General features: G+C 69.1%; 24 protein-coding genes. 15 read left to right on the top strand and 9 right to left on the bottom strand.

Annotation, left to right across the window (positions count from 1 at the left end; translation table 11 throughout):
- Nucleotides 1–106 precede the first annotated feature (106 nt).
- The 4 genes from IG65_RS35670 to IG65_RS0103160 all read left to right on the top strand — a co-directional run bounded on the left by IG65_RS35670 (nt 107) and on the right by IG65_RS0103160 (nt 3,931).
- A complete protein-coding gene (locus tag IG65_RS35670) occupies nt 107–487 on the top strand; it encodes a hemophore-related protein (RefSeq protein WP_030513292.1) in 381 nt (126 codons plus the stop codon).
- A gap of 76 nt (nt 488–563) precedes the next feature.
- Nucleotides 564–1,268 carry a DNA-binding response regulator gene (locus IG65_RS0103170; RefSeq protein ID WP_036523064.1) on the top strand — a complete coding sequence of 235 codons (705 nt, stop codon included), beginning with the start codon at nt 564–566 and terminating at the stop codon, nt 1,266–1,268.
- Nucleotides 1,269–1,305: 37 nt separating this feature from the next.
- Nucleotides 1,306–2,688 carry a sensor histidine kinase KdpD gene (locus IG65_RS0103165; RefSeq protein WP_051755248.1) on the top strand — a complete coding sequence of 461 codons (1,383 nt, stop codon included), beginning with the start codon at nt 1,306–1,308 and terminating at the stop codon, nt 2,686–2,688.
- Nucleotides 2,689–2,764: 76 nt separating this feature from the next.
- Nucleotides 2,765–3,931, top strand: coding sequence for a membrane protein (locus IG65_RS0103160; RefSeq protein WP_030513289.1), 1,167 nt, complete (start codon nt 2,765–2,767; stop codon nt 3,929–3,931).
- Between the two features lie 7 nt (nt 3,932–3,938).
- Here IG65_RS0103160 and IG65_RS0103155 read toward each other — a convergent pair whose 3' ends face one another.
- Complete coding sequence (locus IG65_RS0103155) at nt 3,939–4,301, bottom strand: FKBP-type peptidyl-prolyl cis-trans isomerase (RefSeq protein ID WP_030513288.1); 363 nt, start codon at nt 4,299–4,301, stop codon at nt 3,939–3,941.
- 139 nt (nt 4,302–4,440) lie between these two features.
- Here IG65_RS0103155 and IG65_RS0103150 point away from each other — a divergent pair, with 139 nt between their 5' ends.
- Both IG65_RS0103150 and IG65_RS0103145 read left to right on the top strand, forming a co-directional pair.
- On the top strand, nt 4,441–5,244 hold the full coding sequence (locus tag IG65_RS0103150; RefSeq protein ID WP_030513287.1) for an RNA methyltransferase: 804 nt from the start codon (nt 4,441–4,443) through the stop codon (nt 5,242–5,244).
- On the top strand, nt 5,241–5,531 hold the full coding sequence (locus IG65_RS0103145; protein ID WP_030513286.1) for a DUF2537 domain-containing protein: 291 nt from the start codon (nt 5,241–5,243) through the stop codon (nt 5,529–5,531). Before IG65_RS0103150 ends, IG65_RS0103145 begins: the two co-directional genes overlap by 4 nt.
- A 35-nt stretch (nt 5,532–5,566) precedes the next feature.
- Here IG65_RS0103145 and IG65_RS0103140 read toward each other — a convergent pair whose 3' ends face one another.
- From IG65_RS0103140 to serC, 3 genes are all read right to left on the bottom strand, one after another.
- Complete coding sequence (locus tag IG65_RS0103140) at nt 5,567–6,298, bottom strand: hypothetical protein (RefSeq protein WP_036523162.1); 732 nt, start codon at nt 6,296–6,298, stop codon at nt 5,567–5,569.
- Nucleotides 6,299–6,635: 337 nt separating this feature from the next.
- On the bottom strand, nt 6,636–7,718 hold the full coding sequence (sepH, locus tag IG65_RS39540; protein WP_030513284.1) for a septation protein SepH: 1,083 nt from the start codon (nt 7,716–7,718) through the stop codon (nt 6,636–6,638).
- 307 nt (nt 7,719–8,025) lie between these two features.
- Entirely contained in the window at nt 8,026–9,153 is a 1,128-nt protein-coding gene (serC, locus tag IG65_RS0103130; protein ID WP_030513283.1) for a phosphoserine transaminase, read from the bottom strand.
- A 138-nt stretch (nt 9,154–9,291) separates the two neighbouring features.
- Between serC and IG65_RS0103125 the strand changes: the two genes are divergently transcribed.
- A complete protein-coding gene (locus IG65_RS0103125) occupies nt 9,292–10,107 on the top strand; it encodes a hypothetical protein (RefSeq protein ID WP_231509035.1) in 816 nt (271 codons plus the stop codon).
- Nucleotides 10,108–10,127: 20 nt separating this feature from the next.
- Here the strand turns inward: IG65_RS0103125 and IG65_RS0103120 are convergent, their stop codons facing one another.
- Nucleotides 10,128–11,018, bottom strand: a complete 891-nt coding sequence (locus tag IG65_RS0103120) for a polysaccharide deacetylase family protein (protein ID WP_231509034.1) — start codon at nt 11,016–11,018, stop codon at nt 10,128–10,130.
- 82 nt (nt 11,019–11,100) lie between these two features.
- Entirely contained in the window at nt 11,101–12,243 is a 1,143-nt protein-coding gene (locus tag IG65_RS0103115; RefSeq protein ID WP_030513280.1) for a citrate synthase 2, read from the bottom strand.
- Between the two features lie 305 nt (nt 12,244–12,548).
- Between IG65_RS0103115 and pdxH the strand changes: the two genes are divergently transcribed.
- The 5 genes from pdxH to IG65_RS0103090 all read left to right on the top strand — a co-directional run bounded on the left by pdxH (nt 12,549) and on the right by IG65_RS0103090 (nt 18,289).
- Nucleotides 12,549–13,199, top strand: coding sequence for a pyridoxamine 5'-phosphate oxidase (pdxH, locus tag IG65_RS0103110; RefSeq protein ID WP_030513279.1), 651 nt, complete (start codon nt 12,549–12,551; stop codon nt 13,197–13,199).
- A gap of 143 nt (nt 13,200–13,342) precedes the next feature.
- Nucleotides 13,343–14,638, top strand: a complete 1,296-nt coding sequence (locus tag IG65_RS0103105) for an MFS transporter (protein WP_036523061.1) — start codon at nt 13,343–13,345, stop codon at nt 14,636–14,638.
- Nucleotides 14,639–14,821: 183 nt separating this feature from the next.
- On the top strand, nt 14,822–16,177 hold the full coding sequence (locus IG65_RS0103100; RefSeq protein ID WP_081879230.1) for a citrate synthase: 1,356 nt from the start codon (nt 14,822–14,824) through the stop codon (nt 16,175–16,177).
- 444 nt (nt 16,178–16,621) lie between these two features.
- Entirely contained in the window at nt 16,622–17,824 is a 1,203-nt protein-coding gene (locus IG65_RS0103095; protein WP_030513276.1) for a GNAT family N-acetyltransferase, read from the top strand.
- 75 nt (nt 17,825–17,899) lie between these two features.
- Entirely contained in the window at nt 17,900–18,289 is a 390-nt protein-coding gene (locus IG65_RS0103090; RefSeq protein ID WP_169812471.1) for a YccF domain-containing protein, read from the top strand.
- Nucleotides 18,290–18,301: 12 nt separating this feature from the next.
- Here the strand turns inward: IG65_RS0103090 and IG65_RS0103085 are convergent, their stop codons facing one another.
- The gene (locus IG65_RS0103085; RefSeq protein WP_051755246.1) at nt 18,302–18,766 is read right to left on the bottom strand and encodes a MarR family winged helix-turn-helix transcriptional regulator; all 465 of its coding nucleotides are present in this window, start codon (nt 18,764–18,766) and stop codon (nt 18,302–18,304) included.
- A gap of 36 nt (nt 18,767–18,802) precedes the next feature.
- Here IG65_RS0103085 and IG65_RS0103080 point away from each other — a divergent pair, with 36 nt between their 5' ends.
- Together IG65_RS0103080 and IG65_RS0103075 are read left to right on the top strand one after the other, a co-directional pair.
- Entirely contained in the window at nt 18,803–19,039 is a 237-nt protein-coding gene (locus IG65_RS0103080) for a DUF2530 domain-containing protein (protein ID WP_030513273.1), read from the top strand.
- 87 nt (nt 19,040–19,126) lie between these two features.
- Nucleotides 19,127–19,753, top strand: a complete 627-nt coding sequence (locus tag IG65_RS0103075) for a TetR/AcrR family transcriptional regulator (RefSeq protein WP_030513272.1) — start codon at nt 19,127–19,129, stop codon at nt 19,751–19,753.
- A gap of 12 nt (nt 19,754–19,765) precedes the next feature.
- On the opposite strand, the gene IG65_RS0103070 is transcribed toward IG65_RS0103075, so the two are convergent.
- Nucleotides 19,766–22,633, bottom strand: coding sequence for a sacsin N-terminal ATP-binding-like domain-containing protein (locus tag IG65_RS0103070; RefSeq protein ID WP_036523058.1), 2,868 nt, complete (start codon nt 22,631–22,633; stop codon nt 19,766–19,768).
- A gap of 26 nt (nt 22,634–22,659) precedes the next feature.
- On the bottom strand, nt 22,660–24,588 hold the full coding sequence (locus tag IG65_RS36410; protein ID WP_231509033.1) for a DUF3027 domain-containing protein: 1,929 nt from the start codon (nt 24,586–24,588) through the stop codon (nt 22,660–22,662).
- 17 nt (nt 24,589–24,605) lie between these two features.
- Between IG65_RS36410 and IG65_RS0103060 the strand changes: the two genes are divergently transcribed.
- On the top strand, nt 24,606–25,385 hold the full coding sequence (locus IG65_RS0103060) for a glutaminyl-peptide cyclotransferase (protein WP_030513269.1): 780 nt from the start codon (nt 24,606–24,608) through the stop codon (nt 25,383–25,385).
- Nucleotides 25,386–25,404: the final 19 nt, after the last annotated feature.

The following is a 25,404-nucleotide window of genomic DNA, read 5'->3' as shown; positions in this document are numbered from 1 at the left end:
TGTGAGCAGCCGGTTCAGAGTCTTCTCAGAATCGGTTCACCTACGCCCCAGACTCCGGCGATACCGTGCCGGACACGTACGTGCCGACGCACAGGGAGAGAGAATCATGCGCATTCGCGGATTTGCCGCAACCACGCTCACCGCTGCGGGCCTGGCCGCCGGGGCCGCCCTGCTGGTCCCCGCCACCGCATCGGCGGGCCCGACCGAACTGGTTGCGCCGCTGCTGAATTCGACCTGCAGCTTCGCCCAGGTCGACGCCGCGTTGCACGACAAGGCGCCGCAGCTGGCCTCGATCCTGGACAACAACCCGGACCAGAAGGCCGAGCTGAAGGCCAAATTCGATCAGCCGGTGGAACAGCGCCGCGCCGAATTCCAGCAATACCTGGCTCAGCACCCGGACGAGGCGCAGCGCGCCCAGCAGGACCCGCGGGCCGCCGGCCTGAGCTCGACGATCCAGGAAGTCGCCGATTCCTGCCACAACTACTGATCCGGCCACCGGATCGGCAACTCGCGCGAGCCTCGGGCCACCCCCGGGGCCGCGCGGTCAAATTACACTGCACACCGTGGCGAGCAGCGAGAATCCGACGGTGCTGGTGGTCGACGACGACGAGGATGTGCTGTCCTCGGTGGAACGCGGCTTGCGACTGTCCGGATTCCGGGTGGTCATTGCCCGCGACGGGGCCGCGGCGTTGCGCAGCGTGGCCGAACAGGCGCCCGACGCGATCGTCCTCGATATGAACATGCCGGTGCTCGACGGCGCGGGCGTGGTGACCGCGCTGCGGGCGATGGGCAACGAAGTGCCGATCTGTGTGCTCTCGGCACGCAGTTCGGTCGGCGATCGGATCGCCGGACTGGAATCCGGGGCGGACGACTATCTCGTGAAGCCGTTCGTCCTCGCCGAATTGGTGGCGCGGATCCGGGCGCTGCTGCGCCGGCGCACCGATACCGCACCCGCCGCGGCGCCGGGCTCGATCACCGTGGGTCCCTTGGAAATCGATGTGGCCGGCTATCGCGCCCTGCTGCACGGTAACGAAATCGAGCTCACCAAAAGGGAATTCGAACTGCTGTCCACGCTGGCCCGCAATGCCGGAGTGGTGTTGAGCCGGGAACGACTGCTGGAGCTGGTGTGGGGTTACGACTTCGCCGCCGACACCAATGTGGTGGACGTCTTCGTCGGCTATCTGCGCCGCAAACTGGAGGCCGACGGCACGCCCCGGCTGCTGCACACCATTCGCGGCGTCGGCTTCGTACTGCGGATGCCGAAATGACCGGCGTCCACGCCGAATCGATCCGTGCCGGTGCGGGATGACCGGACCGCAACGGCGACGCTTCGGGCTGCGTCACTCCTATTCGCTGCGCACCAGGGTCGCCGGGGCGGCGGCATTGGGCGCGATCATCATCACCGCGGTCTTGAGCTGGGTGTCGGTGGTGGCACTGGGCCGCAACAATCTCGCCCAGGCCGACCAGGAACTGGCCATCGCCTCGCGCATCGTGCTGATGCAGCCGCTCATCGCGGTCGGGGTGCTGTCGCTGGTGACCCCGAACAAGGATATTGCGGTGACGGTCCGCGACCACGGTGAGATCATCGCCTCCACCAGCGTGCGCCTGCCGGCCGAGGACCCGGGTTCGCATACGGTCACGATGGAGGGCACCCCTTTCCGGGTGCTGACCACGACCGAGAATCAGCCCGAGGGGCGGACCGTATCGATCGCGATCCCGCTGACCGACGCCTATCACACCATGTCCGAGCAGCGGCGCTGGGTGCTGTTCGCGGCCGGCCTGGCGGTGGCCGCGGCGGCCGGGCTGGGCTGGGTGTTCGGTGGCGGCGCGGTGCGCCCGATCCGGGATCTCACCCGGCAGGTCAGTGCGCGCAGTGGCACCAGCACGGCCGAGGTCCGGGTGGACGGATCCGGGGTCTTCGAGGCCGAAAAGCTATCCGAGGCAGTGAATTCGCTGTTGGAGCGGGTGCAGTTCGCCCAGGCCGAAACCGCGGCGGCACTCGAGACGGCCCGCGATTTTGCCGCCGTCTCCGCGCACGAACTGCGCACCCCGCTCACCGCGATGCGCACCGACCTCGAGGTGCTGCGTACCCTGGACCTCGACGAGCAGCAGCGCGCGGAGATCCTCGACGACCTCCAGCGCAGTCAGGGCCGGGTGGAGGCCACGCTGGCCGCGCTGGAACGGCTGGCCGCGGGCGAACTGACCGATGAGCGCGACCATGTCGAAACCGATGTCGGTGATCTGGTCGACCACGCCGCCCACGACGCGATGCGCCACTTCCCGGAACTCACCGTCCGCATCGAGACCGATCCCGAACTCGTCACCCGCGGCCTGCCGACCGGCCTGCGCCTGGCCGTCGACAACGCGCTCACCAATTCCGCCCGTCACGGCGGCGCGACGCAGGCGCTGGTATCCGCGCATCGCCGCCCCGACGGCTGGATCGTGATCTCGGTCGACGACAACGGTGCGGGCATTCCGGCCGAGGAACGGCGCAGTGTCTTCGACCGCTTCATTCGCGGTGCCAACGCCACCAAGGGCGGCTCCGGCCTGGGCCTGGCACTGGTCGCGCAGCAGGCCCAATTGCACGGCGGCCGAGCCTATTTCGACGACGGCACCCTGGGCGGCGTACGCCTGGTGCTGGAATTGCCGGACCGTCCGATGCGGGCGGCGCCACCGCCGCAGAACTGAATCGTCCGCGATCCCTCACAGAACCCTCAGATATACGCCAGTACTTGCGCATTCACCGCCGCTACCGTCGAACGGCGTGGCAGGTAGACGTTTTCGCTGGACAGTGCTCGGTGTGGTGACCCTGGCGGTCGCCGGTGCGGTGACGGGTGGGGTGATCGCCGCCACCCGCGATGGCGCCGCACCGACCGATATCGCGATCGTCAACGCGGATACCGGGCCCGCCGGGGCCCGCATCGTGAAGGCACTCCAAGCCGAGAGCGACACCTGGACCGTGGCCGAACCCGGCGCACGCACCGGCGACCACGCCGCGGTGATCACCCTGCCCGCCGACCTCAGTGCGTCGCTGGACACCCTCGCCACGGCGCAGCCGCATCGGGCGCAGCTGACCGTGGCCGCCGACGAGCACGCGGACACCGCCGCGGTCGACGATGCGGTCGCGGCGGTGACGCGGCGAATCGCGGCCGCGGGCGTGGATCAAACCCTGGCCGCGGTCGCGAACGCGCGCGGTTCGATGCAGCAGGCGGCCTTCACCTCTCAGCTGCTCGACGCGGGCGTGCGGACGGCCTCCGACGCCGCCGGACAGTTCACCGGCGGCGCCCAGCAGATGCTGGGTTTCCTGGATTCCGCGAAATCCGGTGCGGCCACGCTGACTTCGCAGCTCGGCCAGGTACACAACACCCTGGGTCAGGCGACGAATCAGGCCGAGAACATGGCCGACGCCTTCGATGCCACCGGGCTGACCATCGGGCAGATCAGCTCCGGTGCGAAGGCGATGAGCAGCGGACTCGACCAGGTCCTGCCGCTGCTGCGCGCGCTGCCCGTGGCGGCGGATCCTCAGGTCACCGACATCATCGGAAAGCTGGAGGCGCTGCGCTCGATCGCCGGCCAGACCGATACCCAGCTGGCGGGCGTGGCCCAGCTGACCGGTAGCAGTACCGATCCGAACACCGGCCTCGGGACCATCCTGCGCGATGCCGCGAACCGGCTGACCTCCGCCGCCGCCCAGCTGGACCAAGGCGCCGCCCTGGCCGGACAGATTCCGCAGCTCGCCGATCAGGCGACCGCGCAACTGCAGGGTGCGCTGCAGGCGGTGACCGGCGGGGTCACCCAGATGCAGCAGATTTCGACGAATCTGACCGATCAAACCGGCAAGGCCCTCACCGCGTTACCGGCGCACAGCACATCCCAGCAGTCCGTCCTGGCGACGAATCTGTCCGATCCGGTCGAGATCGTCCGGCAGTGATCGGCGACTACTCCACGACGTTCAGCAGATCGATGACGAAGATCAGCGTCTTGCCCGACAGCGGGTGGCCCGAGCCCTCGGGACCGTAGGCCAGCTCCGGCGGGATGGTCAGCTGGCGGCGGCCGCCGACCTTCATCCCCGGAATACCTTCCTGCCAGCCCTGGATCAGGCCGCGCAGCGGGAAGGTGATGGATTCGCCACGGTTCCAGGACGAATCGAATTCCTCGCCGGTGTCGTAGGTGACGCCCACGTAGTGCACCTCGACGGTGCCGCCGGGTACGGCCTCGGCGCCCTCGCCCTCGACCAGATCGTGCACTTCCAGCGTGGTGGGCGCGGGGCCTTCCTGGAACTCGACTTCCGGCTTGGTCATGCGTCCTCTTCCGTTGCGATGGATAAATCGTTCTGCGGATAAACCAATAAAGAGTTCACCATAGCGTTGCTTGCCAAACCGTGTTCCACACGACAGTTGGATCGGCCGAATTCGGAGCCAGGGTGCAGGATAGGTTGCCGTGGCCCACGTGATCGATATCGTCGACCCCGGCGACCCTCGGGTCGCCGACTTCCGCGACCTCAACTCGGCCGACCGGCGTCCCGACCTCCCGGGCGGAAAAGGCCTGGTCGTGGCCGAGGGCGTGGTGGTCGTGCAGCGCATGCTGGCCTCGCGTTTCCAGCCGTTCGCCCTGCTCGGGGTGGGCCGCCGCTTCGATCAGCTCGCCCCCGACCTCGCCGGTGTGGACATCCCTTACTACCGCGTCGGCGCCGAGGTGATGGCCGAAATCGTCGGATTTCATCTCAATCGCGGCGTACTTGCCGCCGCCTCCCGCCCGCCGGAATTGCTGCCGGAGGAGATCTTGCGGACCGCGCGCACGGTCGCGGTGCTCGAGGGCGTCAACGATCACGAGAACATCGGCTCGATCTTCCGCAATGCGGCCGGACTCGGCGCCGACGCGGTGTTGTTCGGCGACCGCTGCGCCGATCCGCTGTATCGGCGCGCGGTGCGGGTGTCGATGGGCCACGTGCTGCGGGTGCCCTTCGCCTCGCTGCCGACCTGGCCCGACGGCCTGCACACCTTGCGCGAGCTGGGCTTTCGGATCATCGCGCTGACGCCGAATCCCGAGGCGGTGAATCTGGCGACCGCGATGACCGGCGACCGGGTGGCGCTGCTGCTCGGCGCCGAAGGCCCCGGCCTGACCGAGGCGGCGATGCGCGCCACCGACATCCGCGCCCGGATTCCGATGACCCCCGGCACGGATTCGCTCAATGTCGCGACCGCTGCCGCGATGGCCTTCTACGAAAGGGTGCGGACATCGTGAATCGACCGCTCGGCCGCCCGGACAGCGAGCCCACGCCGTGGGCGGCGGGGATCGCGGTGTCGGTCTTCGTCGCCGCGCTGACCGCCGCCGGGGTGTATTCGTTCGGTGTCGCACTGGCACATGTTCATTGGACGCTCGCGGTAGCGGTGAACGTGATCGCCGTCGCCGGTACCGCACCGACCGCGTGGCGCTGGCGCTACACCCCGGTCACCCGCTGGGTGCTCGCCGGACTCGGCGCCGGGGTACTGATCGGCTGGGTCGTTCTACTGATCGATGCCGCGTCCTGACGCCTCGCGTCCTGACGTCTCGACGAATTTCACGATCACAACACGCGGTCGCGGCCACGCAACCAGCCGAACCAGCGCTTACTCGCCGGAATCGTCACCGACGTCGCCCGTGTCGCCGGTGCGGGCGCCTGCCCCGCGGGGTAGAGGCTGAAGCCACACACCTCGATCCGGTCCGGATGCAGGGCGTCGTCGGAAGACCCCGCCCGATAACGGAATCCGAGCCACTCCTCGTTCGCGGCGTCGGCGAATTCCGGCGGGTCGAACGGCAGGATCTGGGGATCGGGAAAATCACCGGGCCGCAGCCGGACCGGATGGTCGCCGGCCCAGTACGAGCGCTCCCACACCAACGGCAGCCCTTCGTCCTCGACGATGTTCACCCGCGTGGCGCTGAAGGCGCGACGGAATTCCCCGCGCTCCCAATGCGCGAACGCACCCCAGCCCAGTGGGACGTCGTAGGACACCAGGTAGGTGTGCTCGGAGGCCAGCGGCCGGATCAGCAGTTCCGGCAGCCGGGTCGGATGGCTGCGCGCCGCCTGCACGGTGCAGACCACGGTGACCCCCGGATAGCAGCCGATGTACATCGAGCCGGGATCCGGCCCGGCCCAGACCTTCAGGGTGCCGGAGGCGGCGGGCACCACATCGTGGCCGGGATTGAGCTGTTTGGCCAGGGCGAGGGCGGCCTCCGGATCGGGATCGGGGTGTGAGCGCAGGACCGCCGCCGGGTCGGGGTCGTCGACGTACCAGATCGACGAGGCTGTGGATGGCACCTGCGACACCTCCCGAGCTCGGACGGGTAAGCGTGGTTACTCCCGAGCAAACGCGGGAGCCGAAGCACATCCGCCGCCGCGGCCTGCTCGCTGTGCGCCCGACGAGAATCGGGCGCATACGAAAAATCTACTCCCCCAACAGCGGAAACATCGCCGCTTCTGACTTCTGCCGCGCGTGTCAACCCCCGTTTCACACATTCCGGCGGCGACACGCCCGAACGAGGGTGAGCAGCGAACCGCCGCACGAACTTCGCGGCGGAGACCGGTGGCCTCCGCCGCGAACTCGACGTGGTTGCCGGGATTCGGTGCCCGGCCGCGGATTCGGTGCCCGGAGGGCTCAGTGCCCGGAGCTACGGACGCCGAGCAGCACATCCTCCCAGGACGGCATCGGCGCCTTACCCCGCTTGGCCCGGGCCGGCTTCTGCGCGGCGGGCTTGGCGGCTTCCGGCTTGGCGCTCGCTGCCGCAGGGCTGGACTTCGCCGCCGGCGCAGGCTCCGGCTCCGGCTGGGCGGCAGGCTCCGGATCCGCGGCGGGAGCGGCGGGTTCGGACAGCTCGGCCGGGGCGGTGGGAGCCGCGGCGGCCGGTGCCGCCGGCAGCGCCGGGGTGGCGGCCGCGGGTGTCGTGCTCGACGGATTCGCCGCCACGGTGCTCTTGGCACTGACCGGAACCGCGGTGCCGCCCACGGCGGCCCGCTGCTCGAAGTACTCGTCGAGACCGGCCTGGCCGGTCTCGGCCACCGCGGTGGTCTGGACGGGCCCGGCCGGCACCGGTTCCACCACCGGCGCGGGCTCGGGGGTCGGCTCCGGCAGGATGGTGGCCAGTCCGCGCAGGGCGCGACCGAAATCGGGATCGATCAGATCCGAGGCCGGATCGTCGAGTGGCACCACCGAGCCGCCGTGCGCGTCCGGCTGGTAACGCCAGTGCGCGGCGATCACCGAACGGCCCGCCTGCCACTGCAATTGGGCGACCCAGTAGTTCTTCTCGTCCTTCCAGGCGTCCCATTCGGCGATATCGATGTTGTGCCCACGCTCGGCGAAGGCGGCCGAGACGATCTCGATCAGCGTCTCCACCGCCGGACCGTCCTTGCGCACCGGATGCGCCTTCTGCGCCAGCTCGGCCGCGCGCGCACGCTCGAGCAGCACGGGGTAGGCGAAACGCTCCACCCGGCTGGCCGGCATGCCGGACTCCTCGGTGACCTGCTCCACCGACGCACCGGCACGGATCCGAGCCTGGATATCGCGAGGACGCATGGTCGCCTCCGTTTCGATCTCGATCTGGCCGAATCGGGCAAGGTCTCCACGCGCGGCGGCACGCAGCTTCTCGTCGGCGGCGAGCCGGTACTTCTGCCCGGTCTCGGCATCGACGCACACGATGTGCGCGGAATCGGGCGTCAATCCGATCACTCGAAGTTCACGCACCGTTACCTCCTTATCGCTGCGTCGATCACAGCTGCGCCGAGCACCAACTAGCTCGCGACACCGCCCACGTTCTGGAACAGTAGTGCACTTCTGAGATTCGTGTGGCAAGACACGCGGCTTGAAATCTACCGCCGCGGTACCGGGGACGACTAATCTGCTCTGTTTCCACGCTCACCGGCCCACGCCCCGGCAAACTTCCGGCACGATTTCGGTTGGCGCGCACCACAACAGCGTAAACGCGAAAGCCGCGGATTTCGGTGACGAAATTCCGCGACTTTCGCGAGCTTTTATCCGAGCGTTGTCGTGATCAGGCGCTGATCTGCTGCACCACCCAGTCGATGCAGCGGGTCAGCTGCGACACGTCCTCGGGGTCGATCGCCGGGAACATGCCGACGCGCAGCTGGTTGCGGCCCAGCTTGCGGTAGGGCTCGGTGTCGACGATGCCGTTGGCGCGCAACACCTTTGCGACCTGCGCCGCATCCACCGACGGGTCGAAGTCGACGGTGCCGACCACCTGCGAGCGGTGCGCCGGCTCCGCGACGAACGGCGTGGCGAATTCGCTGGACTCGGCCCAGGAATACAGCCGCGACGAGGAATCGAGGGTCCGCTTGACGGTCCAGTCCAGACCACCGTTGTTGTTCATCCACTCGATCTGATCGGCGAACAGCAGCAGCGTGGCCAGCGCCGGGGTGTTGTAAGTCTGGTCCTTGGTGCTGTTGTCGATCGCGATCGGCAGCGACAGGAATTCGGGGGTGTATCGACCCGAATCCTTGATTTCGGAGACTCGTTCCAGAGCCTTCGGGCTCATCAGCGCGACCCACAGGCCACCGTCGGAAGCGAAGCATTTCTGCGGCGCGAAGTAGTACACATCGGCGTCGGCGATATTCACCGGCAGACCGCCCGCGCCGGAGGTGGCGTCGATGGCGATCAGCGCGTTGTCCGACCCGGCGGGCCGCTGCACCGGAACCGACACACCGGTGGAGGTCTCGTTGTGCGCCCAGGCGATCACATCGGCGACCGGATCGGAGACCGGCTCGGGCGCGGTGCCCGGATCCGAGGAGACCACGATCGGATCGCCGATGAACGGGTTGCGCTTGGCCACCGCGGCGAACTTCGAGGAGAACTCACCGTAGGTGAGGTGCAGCGAACGATCCCGGATCAGGCCGAAGGCCGCGGCGTCCCAGAACGCGGTGGTGCCGCCGTTGCCGAGCACGACCTCGTAGCCCTCGGGCAGCGAGAACAGGTCCCGCAGGCCCGAGCGGACGCGTGCGACGACGTCCTTGACCGGCTTCTGACGGTGGCTGGTGCCCATCACGGCGGCGCCGACCTCGACGAGGGAGCGCAGCTGTTCGGGACGGACCTTGGACGGGCCGCAGCCGAACCGTCCGTCGGCGGGCTTCAGATCGTCGGGGATGCTCGGAAAGGCAGCGGTCATGGGCTCAAGCCTAGAGCGTGATGTGGGTCTCGCGCGTGGGTGGGTCGGGGTTGCGCGGACGGATGCGACAGGCTTGCCGAAACCGCGCATATGTCCGTATCACCATGTCGGCGCCCGGCGGACCGTTACCGTTGGGCAATGAGTATGGCAGGGCGGGGGATACCGGACTCGACGGGCATCTCCGCCGCATCCGCGGCACCCGGATCGACCGCGGTCCCCTCGGCCGGCGCACGCGGATCGGCCCGGTCCGGCAGCGGCCGGTACGGTCTGCGCGCACGCCTGGCCACACGGCTCGAGCGGGCCGGGAACATGCTGCGTACCGGCATGCTCTCCGATGGAGCACGGCACGAGTTGCTGCTGCGCGGCCTGCCGGGAACGGCGACGATTCTCGGGGTCCGGCCCTGCCGCACTTCCGCCTCCGCGGCCTCCCGCCTCGACGGCCTGCGAAAGCGAGCGGATGCCGCGGGCCGGGTAGAACCCGGCTGTCGCTTCTGGGTCCGCATCCAACTCGACGGCGTACCACCGTACGAGGCCCGGATGCGGCAACGAGTGAGCGACGCCGAGCGGGAGTCGATGCAACCGGGCGACGTGGTCGGCTGCCGCGTCGATCCGGGTGATCGCGAGCGACTGGTGCTGTACGTGCCCGGCGTCGCTGAGGCGACGCGGGTGAGCATCGCGAAGATTCTGTCCGCGGGCCGCCGCGCCGACGCGACCGTGCTGGCGGCCACACCGATCGCCGCCGACTACTCGGGGCGCGACGATCCGGTGCTACGGCTGGATCTGGAACTGCGCGCCTGGGACGAACCGCGGCCGTGGCGCGTACGGATCGTGCAGCCGGTGCCGTTGCCGGCGATCGAACTGGTCGATCTGGGCCGGCATCTCGAGGTCGCGTTCTTCGCCGTGGACCGCGGCGAGTCGGTGGCGGTGGACTGGGAGGCCTCGGCCGAACTCTGAATCCGGTTCGAACGGCCCGCTCAGGGCAGTTTGACGAATTCGAAACCGCGCGAACGCAATACCGGCAACACCACCGACATCCCCTCGGCGGTACCCGACTTCGGGCGGTGCATATGGGCGATCGAGATCGCCCCGGGCTCTGCCGCCGACATCGCGGTGCGAACCTGCGCGGCCGTGAAGGTCGCACCGGCATCGGCGTTGATGCTGAAACCGACCGGCGTCTCCCCCAGATCCCGCACGATCGCGACCGACACGTCGTCGTAGTGTGCGGTGCCCGCGCGGAAGAACCGCGGCGGATGTCCGAGCAGCCGGGTGAGCCGCTCGTGATTGCCCCACACCTCGTCGATCGCCTGCTGCGGGGACGAGGTGCCGGCGATGCCGTAGGCGGCGTGGCCGGTGACCGAGAGCGGACAGTGCCGGGTGCCGTGGTTGGCGAGTTCGAACAGCGGATTGGCGGCCAACTGCTCGGCCCTGCCCGGGTCGGCGTCGATCCAGCGCTTGTTGAGAAACAGCGTCGCCGGAATGTTGTGGGCGACGAGGTAATTCATCAACTCGGTGTTGATCTCGTCGTTGTCCGGCCCGCCGCAGGCGTCGAAGGTCAGCGCCATCTGCTTACCCTGCGCGGGGATCGAGGTGATGATGCCGGGCAGGTCCATTCCCCATCCGGCGGGCTGCCGACCGGCATAGCGCGCGGCCACGGCCGCCGGATCCGGCTGTGCCGGTAGCGACGCCGATGCCGGACTCGCCACCGACGGAACCGATGTGCGGGCCGGTGCGGGCGGCGCCGTGGAGATGATCGTCTTGACCGACGAATTCCCTTCGGCCGTAGCACATCCCGAGGCGGCGAAACCCGCGGCTACCGCCGCGCCCACTGCCAGAAGCCGACGTCGCGACAGTTCTGCTCCAACCACGCGAGCAGATGCTACGGCAGAGAAGCGACGAGCGCCTCCGCAGCGAAAACTGCGAAGGCGCTCGAACGGCGACGGGCCCGGACTACCGGACGACGGTCTCCCATCCCGGCACGGATTCCGCGGTGCGCGGCGCCGGTCCGGTGTAGATCGCGGCCGGGCGCACCAGCTTGCCCAGTTGCTTCTGCTCGAGGATGTGCGCGCACCAGCCCGCGGTGCGGCCACAGGTGAACATCGCCGGCATCATGTGCGCCGGCACCTCGGCGAAGTCCAGGATCACGGCGGCCCAGAACTCGACGTTGGTCTCGATGGCGCGGTCGGGGCGACGCTCGCGCAGTTCGGCCAGCGCGGCCTGCTCGAGCGCGGCGGCGACCTCGTAGCGCGGTGCGTCCAGCCGCTTCGCGGTGGCGCGCAGCACCCGGGCGCGCGGGTCCTCGGCCCGGTAGACCCGGTGGCCGAAGCCCATGAGCTTCTCCTTGCGATCGAGGATGCCCTTCACCAGAGCGCGTGCGTCGCCGGTCTTTTCGACCTCTTCGATCATCGGCAGCACCCGCGCGGGGGCGCCGCCGTGCAGCGGGCCGGACATGGCGCCGATCGCGCCGGACAGGCTGGCGGCCACGTCGGCGCCGGTCGAGGCGATGACGCGCGCGGTGAACGTGGAGGCGTTCATACCGTGCTCGGCGGCCGACACCCAGTAGGCGTCGATGGCCTCGACGTGACGCGGATCCGGGTCACCCTTCCACCGCTTCATGAAGCGTTCGGTGATCGTGCTCGCCTCGTCGATCTCCTTCTGCGGCACGGCCGGCTGGTAGATGCCGCGCGCGGACTGCGCGACGTAGGACAGGGCCATCACCGACGCGCGCGCGAGGTTCTCGCGGGCGGTGGCGTCGTCGATGTCCAGCAGCGGCTGGTAGCCCCAGATCGGGGCGAGCATCGCCAGACCGGCCTGCACGTCGACGCGCACATCGCCGGTGTGCACCGGCAGCGGGAACGGCTCGGCGGGCGGCAGTCCCTGCCCGAAGCGGCCGTCGACCAGCAGCGCCCAGACGTCACCGAAGGTGACGTGGTTACCGACCAGGTCCTCGATGTCGACACCCCGGTAGCGCAGCGCGCCGCCGTCCTTGTCGGGCTCGGCGATATCGGTGGTGAACGCCACCACGCCTTCCAGGCCACTGACGAAATCGGGGGGTACGGCCGGACCAGTAGGAGCCGGAGCGCTGGTAGTCATGTTGTGACTCTCCTTGCAAATCGGGCCGCACGATCTGTGGGCGGCCACGCGATGGTGCTTTCCCGGCTCGGCCGGGGCGGTGCTTTCCCGGCTCGGCCGGGGCGGTGCTGTGCGGCCGTATGCCACTCCGGCCGATCACCTGCAACCTTATCCCCCCAGTACTGGGGAGTAACGTTTGGACCATGCGCGAGGAGCAGAATTCACCGGGCTCAGCGGGGGGCGAAACGGGTCTTGCGACCGCGAATTCATCGACTTTGCCGGATCGCTTCGGCGCCGTCCCGCGCGTCGATGTCGACATCGCCGCGATGCGAGCCGAATACGGCGGCGATCCGGACCTGACCGAGAGCTGGCCGGCCGACGGCTGGGAACCGTTGCTGCGCAACTGGATCGAGCTCGCCACCAACGCCGGCATCACCGAACCCAATGCCATGGTGCTGGCGACGGTCGAGCTCACCGACGCCGGCCCGCGTCCCGCGTCGCGCACGGTCCTGTGCAAGGGAGTGTCCGCCGAGGGTGTGACTTTCTACACGAATTACGACTCCGCGAAGGGTGATCAACTCCACGCGGTGCCGTATGCGTCGGCCACCTTCGCCTGGCCGAAGGTGGGCCGGCAGGTGACGCTGCGCGGCCGGGTGGACCAGGTCTCCTCGGAGGTGACCACGGCGTACTGGCGCTCGCGTCCGCGCAATTCGCAACTGGGGGCATGGGCCTCGCACCAATCCCGCCCGGTGGCCTCGCGGGACGATCTGGATCGGGCATTGGTCGACGTCACGGCCCGTTTCGACGGCGTGGAACAGATTCCGGTCCCGGCCAATTGGGGCGGCTACATCCTGCGTCCGGAACAGATCGAATTCTGGCAGGGCCGACGCAGCCGGTTGCACAACCGCATCCGGGTGACGCTGCCGGACGGACCGGCCGCGATGGGCTCGGCCCGTATCGAACGCCTGCAACCCTGACCCGGAATCCCCGCCACGACGGGCGATATGCCCGAGTCGCGGATCGGCCGCTACCGGCTATATTCATGGGATGATTTCTCGAAGACGGCCGCCGGCCGGATCGTCCACGCGGACCGGCGCCGCGCCATGGTGAAAGCTCGGCCATGGTGAAAGTGCTCGCCGATGTCGCACCGCTGCGCGACATCGATTTCCGGCGGCTGTGGGTCACCAATATCGTCACCGTCATCGGAGCCCAGCTCTCGGTGGTCGCGGTTCCGCAGCAGATCTACCAAATCACCGGCAGCTCCGGATATGTCGGGCTGGCCGGCGTCTTCGGCCTGGTGCCGCTGATCGTCTTCGGCCTGTGGGGCGGGGCGGTCGCCGACGTCATGGACCGGCGCACCCTCCTGCTGATCACCAGCGTCGGCACCGGGCTGACCTCCGTGGCGTTCTGGTTGCAGGCCGCCGCCGGGGTGAACAACGTCTGGCTGGTGCTGGGGCTCTTCTCGGTGCAGCAGGCCTTCTTCGCGATGAATCAGCCGACCCGCGCGGCCATCATTCCGCGACTGCTGCCGGGTGACCTGCTGCCGGCGGCCAACTCGCTGAACATGACCGTCATGCAGTTCGGCGCCATCGCCGGGCCGGTGCTCGCGGGTGCGCTGATTCCGGTGACCGGACTGTCGACGCTGTATCTGATCGACTCGATCGCCCTGCTGGCCACGCTGTGGGCGGTGTGGCGACTGCCCGCCGTCCCGCCGACCGGAGTCGCCCGGAAGGCCGGATTGGGCACGGTCGTCGAGGGTTTCAGCTACCTGTCCACCCAGCCGATCCTGCTGGCCTCCTTCGCCGTCGACATCATCGCGATGGTCTTCGGCATGCCGCGCGCTCTGTTCCCGCAGATGGCGCACGACACCTTCGGCGATCCGGTGACCGGCGGTGTGGCCCTCGGCCTGCTCTTCGCCGCGATGTCGGCCGGTGCCGTCGCCGGCGGCGTGTTCTCCGGGTGGCTCGGCCACGTACGGCGCCAGGGCATGGCAGTGGTGGTGTGCATCGCGCTGTGGGGCGCGGCGATGATCGGCTTCGGACTCGCCGTCGGCGCGACCGGCCATCGGTTGAGCATCGGGGTCGGCCTGTGGATCGCCTTGGCGTGCTTGGCCTTCGGCGGTGCGGTCGACATGTTCTCCGCGGCGCTGCGGACCAGCATGTTGCAGGAGGTGGCCACCGACGACATGCGCGGGCGGCTGCAGGGCGTGTTCACCGTGGTCGTCGCAGGTGGGCCCCGGATCGGTGATGTTGCCCACGGTTTCACGGCAGCGGCCATGGGTACTGCCGTGGCGGCGGCCGGTGGTGGGGTTCTGGTGGTGATCGGCGTGCTGATCGCCGCGGCCGTCTTCCCCGCCTTCGTCCGCTACCGCGTTCCCCGCGTCCACGCCGAGATTCCGGCCGAACAGCACTCGTGAGCACCCGCGCGAGCCCCTAGCACGATCGGGCCCGCGAGCTCACATCGCACACAGGTGACCGTGAGGTAGCAGATGACGACCCTCACGGATCGACGCTACCGGTGAGCGGCTAGCGTTGAGGTAAGTGCGCCGGACGCCGACCGCGCCCGTCGCCTACGGTTCTAGCCTGAGAGGGATCCTTCCGTGCCCGCTGAGAACATCAAAGTCGCGCAAACGCCTTCGGACGCCAACGGCGCAGGCGACGCCAAGCCGGTACTTTCCTACCCTGGCGGCGAATACGCCATGACTGTCGCCCAGGCCGTCGAGGGCAACGACGGAATCGATCTGGGCAAGCTGCTGGCCAGCACCGGGTACGTCACCTACGACCCGGGCTTCACCAACACCGCGCCCACCAAGTCGGCGATCACCTACATCGACGGTGAGGCCGGCATCCTGCGCTACCGCGGCTACCCGATCGAGCAGCTCGCCGCGAGCTCGAACTTCATCGAGGTCAGCTACCTGCTCATCTACGGCGAGCTGCCGACCCAGGCACAGCTGGAAGACTTCACCGACCGGATCCGCCGCCACACGCTGCTGCACGAGGACCTCAAGCGCTTCTTCGACGGCTTCCCGCGCAACGCGCACCCGATGCCGGTGCTGTCCTCGGCGGTCAACGCGCTCTCGGCCTACTACCAGGACTCGCTGGACCCGCGCGATCCCGAGCAGGTCGAGCTGTCGACCATCCGCCTGCTGGCCAAGCTGCCCACCATCGCGGCCTACTCCTACAAGAAGTCGGTCGGCCAGCCGTTCCTCTACCCGGACAACTCGCTGAGCCTGGTGGAGAACTTCCTGCGCATGACCTTCGGCTTCCCGGCCGAGCCCTACGAGGTCGACCCCGAGGTCGCCGCCGCGCTCGACATGCTGCTGATCCTGCACGCCGACCACGAGCAGAACTGCTCCACCTCGACCGTGCGCCTGGTCGGCTCCTCCGACGCCAACCTGTTCACCTCGGTATCCGGCGGCATCAACGCGCTGTGGGGGCCCCTGCACGGCGGCGCCAACCAGGCCGTGCTGGAGATGCTGGACGACATCAAGGCGAACATCAACGGCGGCACCGTCGATGCCGCGGTCAAGGACTTCATCCGCAAGGTCAAGAACAAGGAAGACGGGGTGAAGCTCATGGGCTTCGGACACCGCGTCTACCGCAACTACGACCCGCGCGCGACGATCGTCAAGAAGACCGCCGACCAGATCCTCGGCAAGCTGGGCGTGCAGGACCCGCTGCTCGATATCGCCAAGGCGCTGGAAGAGGCCGCGCTGACCGACAGCTACTTCGTCGATCGCCGCCTGTACCCGAACGTCGACTTCTACACCGGCGTCATCTACCGGGCGATGGGCTTCCCGACCCGCATGTTCACCGTGCTGTTCGCGATGGGCCGGCTGCCCGGCTGGATCGCGCACTGGCGCGAAATGCACAGCGAGCCTTTGAAGATCGGCCGCCCGCGCCAGATCTACACCGGCTACGGTGCGCGCGATTACGGCGATATCGCCGGTCGCTGAAGTACCTGATCCGAAGCCCGCCCCCTTCCGAGGGAGGCGGGCTTCGTGCATGTCGGGGGCCTGTGCACCGCAAAGGGTTTCACGTGCTCCGCACTGGAGAGACTGTGCGGCACCGCAATTCGCACCCCCTTACAAGCGCACGTTAAGCGACTCGCCGGCGCCGCCCGGCACCATCATCGTCGTGGCGCGGAGGCGACACCGGGCCGCCGGAATCCGGGCCTGCCTCGGAGGGGACGGCAGGCCCGGATTCGCAATTTCTGCCTTCGCTTCGCTTCGGCGGGGTTTCGGCCCCTGGGCCGAAACCCTCAGGGTGCACCCTCGCGGAGGAGGTTCAGCACTGTTCGGTACGACTCGAGCGGTAGCGGTACTTGCGGCTACAGCCTGGTATGGCCCGTCAGGAAAATCCGGGTGCGCAGGGTCCTGCCCGCGTGCGATGGTCGAGGTATGGCGATCGCAGCAGAGGTCACGCTCAGGCCCGCGACCGAGGACGACCTCCCCGGTATCGGGCTGCTGTTGTCGAACGCTTTCGGCGCGTCGCCCCGGGAGGATCCGGTCGTCACCGCGCAGCGGCTGAAGCTGTTCCCGCTCGAGCGCGCGCTCGTCGCCGTGGAGGGCGACCGCGTCGTCGGGCACACCCGGGACACCACGATGACGCTCACGGTGCCCGGCCCGCATCCCGTCGAGGTCTGCGGCGTCGCAGGTGTCGCGGTGGCGCCGACCCATCGCCGTCGCGGCATTCTGCGCGCGATGTACACCGAACTGCACGAGCGCACCGAGGCCGCGGGGCTGCCGCTGACCATCTTCACCGCCAGCCGCGCCACCATCTACGGACGATTCGGGTATGGGCCGTGTGTCGTGGAGAACCGCGTCACCATCGACCGCCGCTTCGCCGAATTCCGGCCCACCGCGCCCGATCCCGGTGGCGTGACACTGAGCTCGCTCGACGATGCGATCACCGTGGTGCCCGCCATCTACGACCGCTGGCGGCGGCTGGTGCCCGGCGCCCAGGCGCGCCCGCATTCGGCGTGGTTGATCCAGCTGGTCGGCAGTGGGGGCCAGGCCGCCCTGTTCGCGCTCACCCATCCCGACGGGTACGCGCTCTACCGCTACGACAACTCAGAGCCGCGCACACTCACCGCCGAGGTGGTGGAACTGCGCGCGGTCACCGCCGAGGCGCATGCGGCGCTGTGGCGTGCCCTGCTCGGTCTGGACCTGGTGTACACGGTCACCGCCACCATCGGCGACGACGACCCGCTGCCCCACCTGCTCACCGACTCCCGCCTGGTCCGCACCGTCAGCCGTCACGACGGCCTGTGGGCACGGCCGATGGACGTCCCCGCCGCCCTGTCCGCCCGCGACTACGAAACGGATCTGGATGTCGTTGTCGCCGTGGACGACCCGTTCCGCCACGCCGGAGGCACCTTCGCCCTGCGCGTGCGCGACGGGCGGGCCGAATGCGAACCCACCACCCGCGCCCCCGACCTCGAACTCGGCATCGACGTCCTGGGCAGCCTCTACCTCGGCGCCTACTCCGCCCGCACCTTCGCCGTCGCGAACCGAGTGCGTGCGAAGAGCTCCCGGATCGTCGCGGATGTGGACCGCGCTTTCCGGGCCGAGCGCGAACCCGTGCTCGGCTGGTTCTTCTGAGCGGCTCGTCCACACGCGCTCAGTTCACGTCTGGTGGGTACGGCACCGCCCTGGCATGCTGGATACGTGACCCTCATCCGGTTCGTACTGAATGTGCTCTGGTTGATTTTCGCCGGGTTCTGGCTGGCGGTGGGTTATTTCCTGGCCGGAATCCTCTGCTGCATCCTGATCATCACCATCCCGTTCGGGATCGCGTCGTTCCGGATCGGGGCCTACGTGCTGTGGCCGTTCGGCCGGGAGGTGGTGGCCAAGCCGGGCGCGGGGGCTCCCTCGCTGATCGGCAACATCATCTGGGTGATCTTCGCGGGGTTCTGGCTGGCGATCGGGCACCTGGTCACCAGCATTCCGCTGTTCGTCTCCATCATCGGGATCCCGTTCGGCTGGGCGAACCTGAAGCTCATCCCGGTCTCGCTGATGCCGCTGGGGCGCGAAATCGTCTCCAGTGAGCACGCTTTCGTGGCTTGAGCGCCGGACGTTCTACTCCGAGTCGGCGACCAACTGCTTCATGATCGCGACCGCGTCGTCGAGCACCCGCAGCTGATCGGGGGTCAGGCCGGACAGCTGATCGAACATCCAGGCCTCGCGGGCGTTGTTCTCGTCCTGGATCAGCGCCTTGCCGGCGTCCGAGAGCGAGACGATGACCTGGCGGCCGTCGGTGGGATGCGGATCGCGCTTGACCAGCTGCAACTCCGAGAGCGAGGCGATCACTCGCGTCATCGACGGTGGCTGCACCCGCTCCTTGGCGGCGAGTACGCCGGGAGTCATCGCCCCGTCTCTGGCCAGGGTCGCCAGAGCCGACAGTTGGGTGAGCGAAATCTGCGCTTCGGCACGACGGCCGCGCAGATGGCGCGTCAGCCGCACGACCGCCAGGGACAGTTCACCGGCGAGCGCACGGATATCGGATGGCGTTGTCACAGAGCAAAACGATACGTGACACCACATATGTGGTCCGCCGTTCCCGCCGCTATCGTTGACTTCGTGACCCCCGAGGTGCCCGAGATCCCGCCGCGGCTGACCGATCCGCGTCCCGTTCTGGCCGTCGGCTCGCTGGTGTGGCTGGTGGCGACCGTCGTGGTCTGGTGCAACGACAGCTGGGCCGACGCGCGGCCGATCTGTTTGATGGGACTGGGAGTCGGACTGCTCGGCTACAGCATTTTCGTCATTCAGCGCCGCGGCGCCCGCAGGGGTGACAAAGGCGCGCAGAAAGGGCTGTGACACCCGGCCGACCCGCGCCACGCCGAGCGCGCCGACTTTACAGTGTGCGAATTGACTCATCGCGTCCTGGCGGCTTAACTCGCTTCCGTGTCCTCCCGATTGAGCGTCGAAGAACGACGAGCCCACCTCATCGAGGCCGCCATCGGCCTCGCGGAGAAAAAGGGCGTCGCCGGGGTAACTACACGCGATGTCGCGCAGGCGGCCGGGGTATCGCTCGGTGTGGTGCATTACTGTTTCGAGAACAAAGATGCGCTGATGACCGAACTGGTCAAAGCATTGGCGATGGAATTGCGCGATTCCGTCGAGACCAATGAAACGGTCTGGCAGGAAGTCGGAAGTGGAAAAGAATCCCTTCAAAATTTGGTTCGCGCCAGCCTGGAACTGCTCTGGCTGAACATCGAATCCACACCGCAACGGCAACTGCTCACCTACGAAACCACCACCTACGCTCTGCGTGAAAGTGAGCAGACCCCAGCGAAACTCGCGATCGCGCGCGAACAGTATCTGTTCAACGACGCCACCGTCGCCGATGTGCTCGAGCACGGGCGCGTGGCCACCGGAACCGAATGGCGAATTCCGGTTCAGACCTTGAGCCGATTCACCCTGAACGTCATCGACGGAATCGTTTTGCGCTGGCTCGTCGACGACGACAGCGCGGCGGTCCGCACCCAGCTCGACGTGCTCGCGGAAATGATCACCACCTACGCGAAATAACCGCGCCGCGTATCACGAACTCGGCTGCCGCTGCACGTGGGTGGTGTCGCCCGCGCGCCACCACGGCACGCCCACGGTGGCCTCGTAGGCGCCGGTGAGCCGGACTTCCAGCCGATCGTGCAGGACCAGCTCACCCGCCAGCGGCGGCAGGCCGAACTGCAGCCGCAACAGCACACCCAGCGGTTCGTCCGCCCAGGTCGTGCGTTTTCCAGTGCCGAGCACCTCGGCATGTACCGCCTCGGAGGCAGCGGCCACGTCGAGCAGCGTGGCCAGTTCGCCCGCATGCTCGATATCGCCGGCGACCAGGCGATCCGGCGGCAGCGCCAGACCGAGCCAGGGCCGGTCCAGAACCAGCGCCCGATCCGGATCGATCACCGCTCCCGAGAGCGCACGCACCCGCTCCGGCACGCCGATCTCGTCGAGATCCAGATGCGGCACGGCCGCGGCGAGCCGGCGATGGGTTTGCGAAACCGCTTCCGGGGTGGGCTTTTTCGCAGGATCGGCCAGTGCCTCGAGCAGGGCCACGGCCAAGTCGGCGGTGATGTTCGCGGGATCGGCGAGCACGGCGTCGAGGGCTGCCGAATCGGCCGCCGTGAAGCCCGGGAGCTCGGGCAGCAGGTCGGCGAACACCTGATCCGATCCGGCCTGATACACCCCGAGTGGGCGATCGCCGACCCGCGCGTGGCGGCGCAACCACCAGGCGGTGTAGCCGTCACGGTCGGTGAGCAGACGGCGGGTGGCCGGTTCGGCCAGCAGCAGTCGCAGCGCCCGCGGCCAGGCGTCGTCGGCGACCAGATCCAGATCCCGGACCGCGGCGAACTCCGGCGGATCCTCCGGCAACCCCTGCCACCAGCGGTCCTCGTCGTCGAGGTCGTGGTCGGGACCGGTCGGGTCGGTTTCGGTGACGACGGTGAAACCCCAGCCGACGCCGATCGCGCGCAGGGCCGCCGCCGGATGCCGCTGCGCGACCGCGGGGTCGAGCGTACCGAACGGGGAATCCGCGATCAGCACCTCGGCCAGCGGGGCATCCGGGAGCAGAAGTTCGTCGGCCGGGCGCAATTCGCCGGTGTCGTCAGGCAATTCGAGGGCGCCGAGCCAGGTCGGCAGGGTGGTGTCCGGCGGCAGGTGGGCGGCCAGGCCGAGCACCGCCTCGCGCAGTTCCTCGTCGTCGGACCGATAGTCCAGTTCGGCGCGCAGCGCGGTATCGGTCAGCAGATCCTCGACCCCGGCCTGCTGCGCGCCGAGCCGGCCGAGCAGTTCGTGCGCGGCCTCCGGGTGGACCAGCCGCGCCCACGGCACCGCGACCGCTTCCTCGAGCTGATCGTCGAGCACCACCGTGCGCGGGCCGGTGACCAGGCGGCCGTCGGAGAGCGGCACGGCCAGCGCGCCCAGTTCCTCTGCCGCGAGCGGATCGGTCACGAACGGTTCCAGCGCGTCGTAGAGCGAGTACCACCACTGCGGCGGGCGCTGCACACTTCCGGTCAGTTCGGCCACGCGAGCCAGGCCGATGCGATGCACGTCCAGCACACCCAGCAGTTCGGCGCAGGCGCGACCGGACAGCTCCGGGATCACCAGCGGGCCGAGCAGACCTGCCAGCAGATCCGCCAGTTCGGTTGTGACGCCGAGGAATACGCTGGCCCGATTCGGCGCCGCGTCGGCGCGCCGCGACCCGGCAGTGGACGACAGCCCGGCGACGTCAGCAGGCAGCGGCGCCACACCGGTACGCATCACGTCATCGATATCCGGCGGCGTGATCGTCGCGTCGACATCGGCGGGCGCACTGTGGAGATCGGTGAGCACCGGAAGCCAGGGATGTTCGCGCAACTCGTTCACCAGGGCCTCGCGCAGCAGACCGTCGGCCTCGCTGCGGGCGAAACCGGGCGCCGGAACCAGCACCAGGCGGTCCTCCGGTGGCAGGGCGCGGGCGAAATCCGCATAGCCCTCGGCCAGTTCGGCCACCCGGGCGCCGGGCATCAGGCGGCGCCGATCCGGTTGCAGGGCGATGTCGGCGATCACCAGGGCGGGCAGGGAGAGTTCCTCGTCGGTGCGGGTCGGTGCCCGCAGCACATCGGCGGGCGCCGCGACGGCCCGGCCGTCGCGCAATGGGAGCAGCCAGCGCGCCCGCGCGGTGGTGTACTGCCACCACCGGAAGTCCTCGCCGGACGGGGCGGTGATGCTCACCTGCTGCAGGCCGTTGCCCGCATCCTCCACCGCACGCCAGGATTCGTCGTCCTCGATCCGGATGGAGTGCAGGCCCGGCAGTTCCAGCAGCAGATCTACCGCCTCGGCCCGCATGGCCGCGAGCAGTTCCGCGGCGTCGACGTCCTCGCGCAACCAGACCACGATCTCGGTGTCGAAACCGGTTTCCGGGGCGACCGCCACCGACCAGGCCAAGCGCAGTACCGGGACGGCGGGGCCGTCCGCACCGGCGGGAATGTCGATACCGTTGTCGCGCAGTTCGATCAGAGTCTGAGCACGAGAGAATCGCACAGACCCGGTGGTCGAGCGGAATTCCACCTCGTCGCCGGCGGAGAGCACCGCCGTGAACCCGACACCGAACCGGCCGACCGCTGTACCCGTCTTGCCCGACGCCCGCAAGGCCGTCAGCGCGTGCACACCGGAAAGATCCAGCGGGGCACCCGTATTGGCGATATGCAGGGCGCGGCCGCGCAGCCGTACCGACACCCGGCCGGAGACCCCGGCCTTGACCGCGGCGTCGGCGGCGTTCTGCGCCAGTTCGGTGAGCAGCCGATCGCGATATCCGGCCCGGACCAGATCCGCCTCGGTGGCGGCGTCCTCGCGCAGCCGAGTCGGCGAATTCCGCCATGCGGTAAGTACTCCCGCACGCAAGTCCGCGGTGCCGAACGGATCCTGTGTCACCCCTACGGCTCCCCCGCTCGCGCTGGTCAGTTCTCCTCCGCCGCCCCGGTCTCACCCGGCTGCACCCGCACCGCGGACACCGCCCAGGCATCGCTGTAACGCGTGACACCGGAAATCGCGTCACCGGAATCACCGAGCGGCGCAGCCTCTCCCGCGTTGTCCGCGGTCCCGGCGTCGGCCTCCGCGCCCGCGTGCCCGGTGCCATCGTCCCCGGCCGCCGCGCTACCGCCGGTCTCGGTGCCGGCGCTCTCGACAGCTTCGGCGGCGGGGCGGTCTGCGGCAGCGCCCACCTCGCCGGTCGTGGCCGCGGCCTCCGAATCGCCGGTCGCGGAGGGACTCTCGGCCTCACCATCGACCTCGCCGGACTGCCCGGCAGCCAGCGCAGCGGAGCTTCCGGCGGACCCGGCATCCGTATTTCCGGCAGGGGCCGTGTCGATGCTCTCGGCGGCAGTGCCCACCTCAGCGGGCCCGCCCCGAGCATTCGAATCCGCCTCGGCCACGGCGGGATCCGCTTCGGCCTGCTCGCGCCCCGCAGTCGCGTTCGCAGCCGGAGCCGATTCGGCCGGCTCGCGCACGGGCTCCGCGGTCACGTGTGCGGTTGCCGCGTCGGCGGCAGCGTGCTTGGTCGCGGTCTCGGCTGGAGCATCCTCGGCCGTCTCGGCCGACGGTGCCACAGCCATGTCAGCGGAAGCGTTCCCGGCGGGGTCCGCAGGCGCACCCTCAGCGGTATCAGCAGCGGGAACGGCACCGGATTCGGCGGGCTCGGCGACAGCTGCGGTCGAAGGTTCTTCGGCCGCAGCGGTTTCCGGAGCGGCATCGGCTGCGGGCGTCCGGTGGGCTGCCGCGTCGACAGTCGGCACCTCGGTGGCGGCCCCGCTACCGCCGGTCGCGGAGACGTCGTTCGCGGCGTCCGACTGCGATTCGACGGTGTCCGAAATACCCTCGGCGGCAACGGCTTCCGGTACGGCAGCGGAGACGTGTTCGGAGTCGCCCGCACTGTCCGCTACATCCGAAGACTGGTTGTTTCCGGCTTCCGAAGCCTCGCCGCCCTCGACGCCATCCGACGCGCTCTCGGCGGCGGCGTCTTCAGCGGCGGCCGTATCGGGCTCCGTCGCGGCGAGGTCCGTCGACGCCTCCGCGCCTGTCGACGCCTCCGGAGCGATGGTCGACGGTGCCGCGGCCTCGGCGGAACCGTCGCGCGCGTTCAGTTCCTCCGCCGGGACGACCTCGATCGCCGCATCGTCGTAGGCCTCGTAGAGCGGGGAGCCGGCACCGGTGGGCAGTTCGGTGTCGGAGTGGGCGCCGCAGCCGTATTCGACGTGGACCACCCGGCCGTCGGCGCCCATCGCGTTGGCGCAGACGCCGAAGGCGGCACGCAGGGCACCGGCGAGGGGCACGAAGAATCCGCACACTCCGCACGTTCCGGGGGCCGAGCGCGCCATCTCGGTGTCGGGGCCGAATTCGGAGTACCAGCGCTCAGCGGCCTCCACGCGACCCTCACGGCTGAGGACCTGGCGGCGGCCGAGGCCGACCTCCTCACACACCTCGTCGACCACCGGGTCGCCGGTCTCCAGATATCCGGGCACCAGGCGCGGATCGTCGACGCGCGGGGCGAGCAGATCACCGGGCGCGAGATCGCCGGGGCGGATGCGCTGGTCCCATGGCACGAATTCCGGCGCCACCAGTGCGTCCGGCCCGGGTAGCAGCGCGGATTCGCTGACCGTCGCGTACTCGGCATCGGGCGCGGCCGCGACCACGACCTCCCACCGCCAGCCGCGGTACCCCGGCAGGGTCGCCGCGAAGTGATGGGTGGCCGCACACTCGTTCTCGCCGGTGACGCCCAGATGTTCGCCCACACCCGTGGGCTGCAACTCCAGGAGCGCACGGCGAGCCAGGTCGACCGCCCCCGCCAGGATCGGTCGCACGCCGGACTCCGAAACAGACACTGCGCTCACGTCCTACATTTTGCCGTATGAAATGCCAACGCCGTGCGGCGGCCGCAGCAGTGCTGGTCGCGGCGTCCACAATGCTGTCCGCCACGGCCTGTGAGCGCGACGACAACACACCGCGCCTGCGGGTCGAGGTGGTCGCCACCCGCCCGCACGACCGCACCGCGTTCACCGAGGGGCTCGAGGTCGACGGCCCGGTGATATACGAGAGCACCGGGATGGAAGGCGACTCCGGACTGCGGGCGACCGACCTCGCCACCGGCGCGCCGATCGCCACCGCGAAACTCTCCGATGCCTACTTCGGCGAGGGCATCACCCGTGCCGGGGACACCGTCTGGCAACTCACCTGGAAGAACGGGACCGCCTTCGCCCGCGATCCGCGAACGCTCACCGAACGCCGCCGCGTCCACTACGACGGCGAAGGCTGGGGCCTGTGCACCCGCGGCGACCGCCTGGTGATGAGCGACGGCAGCGACACCCTCACCTTCCGCGATCCGACCACCTTCGCGACCACCGGCACGATTCGGCTCACCAGCCATCACGACGCCCGGCTCAACGAACTCGATTGCGCCGCAGACGGTTCGATCTACGCCAACGTCTGGCCGACCGAGCAGATCCTGCACATCGACCCGGTCGGCGGCGCGGTACTCGCCGAGATCGAGGCCGGCGGCCTGTTGCGCCCCACCGAGCGCACCGGAGCCGACGTCCTCAACGGCATCGCCCAACTCCCCGGCACCGACCACTTCCTGATCACCGGAAAGTACTGGCCGACCACGTTCGAGGTCCGATTCGTCCCGATGTGAGCGCGGCGGCCACCGCGAC

Source organism: Nocardia sp. NRRL WC-3656 (assembly GCF_000720265.1).
GTDB lineage: Bacteria > Actinomycetota > Actinomycetes > Mycobacteriales > Mycobacteriaceae > Nocardia > Nocardia nova.
This window is presented reverse-complemented; position numbering and strand designations above follow the sequence as displayed.